At 51.7% G+C, this 2,754-nt stretch carries 3 protein-coding genes; 1 reads left to right on the forward strand and 2 read right to left on the reverse strand.

Features of this window, described 5'->3' with window-relative positions; all coding sequences use genetic code 11:
• Positions 1–430: transposase (locus tag ACI31J_RS01385; protein ID WP_439772685.1), on the forward strand; the 430-nt coding region annotated here is incomplete at its 5' end.
• 68 nt (positions 431–498) lie between these two features.
• Here the strand turns inward: ACI31J_RS01385 and ACI31J_RS01390 are convergent.
• Both ACI31J_RS01390 and ACI31J_RS01395 read right to left on the reverse strand, forming a co-directional pair.
• Positions 499–1,215 (reverse strand): DUF4811 domain-containing protein, encoded by a 717-nt coding sequence (locus tag ACI31J_RS01390; RefSeq protein WP_439772686.1) that lies wholly within the window; start codon positions 1,213–1,215, stop codon positions 499–501.
• Positions 1,215–2,660 (reverse strand): MDR family MFS transporter, encoded by a 1,446-nt coding sequence (locus ACI31J_RS01395; RefSeq protein ID WP_439772745.1) that lies wholly within the window; start codon positions 2,658–2,660, stop codon positions 1,215–1,217. Before ACI31J_RS01395 ends, ACI31J_RS01390 begins: the two co-directional genes overlap by 1 nt.
• Positions 2,661–2,754: the final 94 nt, after the last annotated feature.

The following is a 2,754-nucleotide window of genomic DNA, read 5'->3' on the forward strand; positions in this document are numbered from 1 at the left end:
TATCTCTTCTATTACTGATGAGGCTAGTAAAGAAGTGTTAGCTTTCCAAATCAGTGATCATCCTGATCGACAATTAATCTCCGCTACTTTAGACGAATTACTTACCAAATTACCTGATAATGCCCATCCAATCATTCATTCTGACCAAGGATGGCACTACCAGTTAGGTTACTATACGCAAAAATTAGCTGACCATCATTTTATTCAAAGCATGTCTCGAAAGGGCAATTGTCATGATAATGCCCCAATTGAAAGCTTCTTTCACCTGTTTAAGACCGAATTGCTGGATGGGTTTCCACCCTGCAAGGATCTAGCCGAACTACAAAAGCTATCTAATCGCTATATTCATTACTTTAATTACGAGCGAATCTCCTTAAAAACAAAAGGTATGACCCCGGTCGAATACCGAAATCATACCTTAGCAGCTTAAATATTCAATTTTGTCTAACTTTTTTATTGCACTTCAGTGCGGAGTGGCTGCTTTTTTATTATGGTTAATTATTTTAACATCGCCCGGACCATCTTAGCCTGGAACTCCTGCTCGGCCTGCTGCGTGACTGCTTTGATCTGGTCAGCAGTCATCTGCGGGTTCTTGGCCATGGCGGCCTGAACGCGGCCGGTAACGTAGGCTTGCCCCTGCTGACGGGCAGTGGCCTGAGCCTGTTGACCAGCGGCAGACTGGGCTTTAGCCTGCAGTTGCTTGGCCTGCTTGGTGGTCAGCAAGACGTAAGTCCGCGGGTACTCCAGTGTGTTGGTGCGTTTGACCAGCGTATTGTCCATCCCGGACCAGGCATAGAGCAACCTGTAGAAGTCACTCTTGTAACGCCAGCGGGTGGTGGTGGTTACGAGACGCGGATTACCGGCCTTCTTCCACTTAACTTGGCTGTGAGTATACTCGTTTGCCTGGGTATGCTGCGGCTTGGCCTGTTTTGGTGATGTCTTGTAGATGTAGACGTCATCCTTGCCGCTGGTGCCGACCGGCTGGTAGAGGGCCAGCGGCATTTGGGCGTTGACTGGGTAGATGCGCTGTGTCGTCGTGGTAGTGACCTTGTGCATCCCGAAGTGGTGGCTGTAATTGAGGGTCATCAGCGCGGTGGAACCGACGAAGATCAGTCCGGTGATTGTTGCCAGGACGATCCGCAGGCCCCGTTGGTGGATAAACATGACGCTGAGGAAGAAGAGGATGGCCCCGAAAAAGGTTAAAATGATGACCATTAGTTGTCGCCTCCCTTATCTGTAACAATGTCTTCGCTGTCGATCCGCTGGTGAATACCGTTCCCCGTGGTGACGAAGAAGGTCAGGATCAAGCCGAGAATAGAAAATGCGATGGCAAACCAGAAGGCAGCGTGGTAGCCCATCAGGGTTGCGTCAAACATCTTGGCCTTGTATTGGAGCGGGGACTGTGCCAACAGGGCGTGACTTGGCCGGTTGCTCTTCGTGACATTGGTCAAGACGGAGATCATGATCGCGGTCCCGACTGAAGTTGCAACCTGCCGAATGGTGTTGTTAACCGCGGTCCCGTGTGAGATCAGCTGGTAAGGTAAGGAATTCATTCCAGAGGTAGTTACCGGCATCATGACCATTGAGATCCCGAACATCCGCACGGCGTAGAGGAAGACAATGTAGATGGTTGGGGTATCGCGGGTGATGAAGGCGAACGGGAGGGTCCCGACGCTGAGGATGAACATCCCCGTCATGGCGAGGCGCTTGGCCCCGTAACGGTCAAAGAGGTTCCCAGTAATGGGACTCATGAATCCCATGAAGATGGCCCCGAAGAGGAGGGTCAGCCCAGAATGAAAGGCGGACATTCCGTGGATAATCTGCAGGTAAAGCGGGATAACCAGCTCTACCCCAACCATTGCCATCATTACGATGGAACTGAGGATGGTAGCCAGGGTGAATTCGCCGCTCTCAAAGACCTTGAATTCCAGGAATGGTTCGTCGAGCTTGCCTTGCCGCCAGACGAGCAGTGCCACCAGGATCGCCCCGATAACAATGGTTGAAATAACTACGGGATCGCCCCAGCCCTTGTCACCGACGCTGGAGAAACCGTAGAGCATGCTACCAAAACCGAGGGTTGAGATGGCCACGGAAAGTACGTCGAGGTGGGGATGACGGTTTGGAATGACGTTCTTGACGAAGACAAAACTTGCCAGGATAACGATTGCGGCGATCGGGACGATCATCCCGAAGAGCCACCGCCAGTTGAAGTTATCGATCACCCATCCGGAGAGGGTCGGACCGATCGCCGGGGCCAGCCCGATGACCAGTCCGTTAATCCCCATGGCGGCACCACGCTTTTCGGGCGGGTAGATCGTCAGCATGATGTTTTGCATCAGCGGCATGTTGATCCCGACTCCGACGGCCTGGATGAGCCGGCCGGTGAGGAGAACCGCAAACGAGGGGGCCAGCCAGGATAGGATAGTCCCCATCTCGAAGATCGACATGGAGAGGATGAAGAGCAGCTTGGTGTTGAAGCGGCTGCTCAGGTAGGCGCTGACCGGGATCATGATCCCGTTGACCATCAAGAATCCGGTGGTCAGCCACTGAACGGTGGAAGTGCTGATGTTAAATGCATTCATTAATGCTGGAAAGGCGGTTGATAGAATCGTCTGGTTTAAGATCGTACAAAAAGCCCCAATCAAAAGGACCAGGACCATTAGACCACGTTTATAAGGCTTGCCAGCGATATCAACTGCTTGTTCGTCGTGATTCACAAGTAAAAACCTCTTTTCGCAAATTAAGTAATGTGAA

This window comes from Limosilactobacillus sp., assembly GCF_051873075.1.
Classification (GTDB): domain Bacteria; phylum Bacillota; class Bacilli; order Lactobacillales; family Lactobacillaceae; genus Limosilactobacillus.

What these genes read in the sequence shown, in the direction of transcription:
- ACI31J_RS01395 (WP_439772745.1), bottom strand. Translation starts at nt 2,660, where the DNA reads ATGGTCCTGGTCCTTTTGATTGGGGCTTTTTGTACGATCTTAAACCAG.
- ACI31J_RS01390 (WP_439772686.1), bottom strand. Translation starts at nt 1,215, where the DNA reads ATGGTCATCATTTTAACCTTTTTCGGGGCCATCCTCTTCTTCCTCAGC.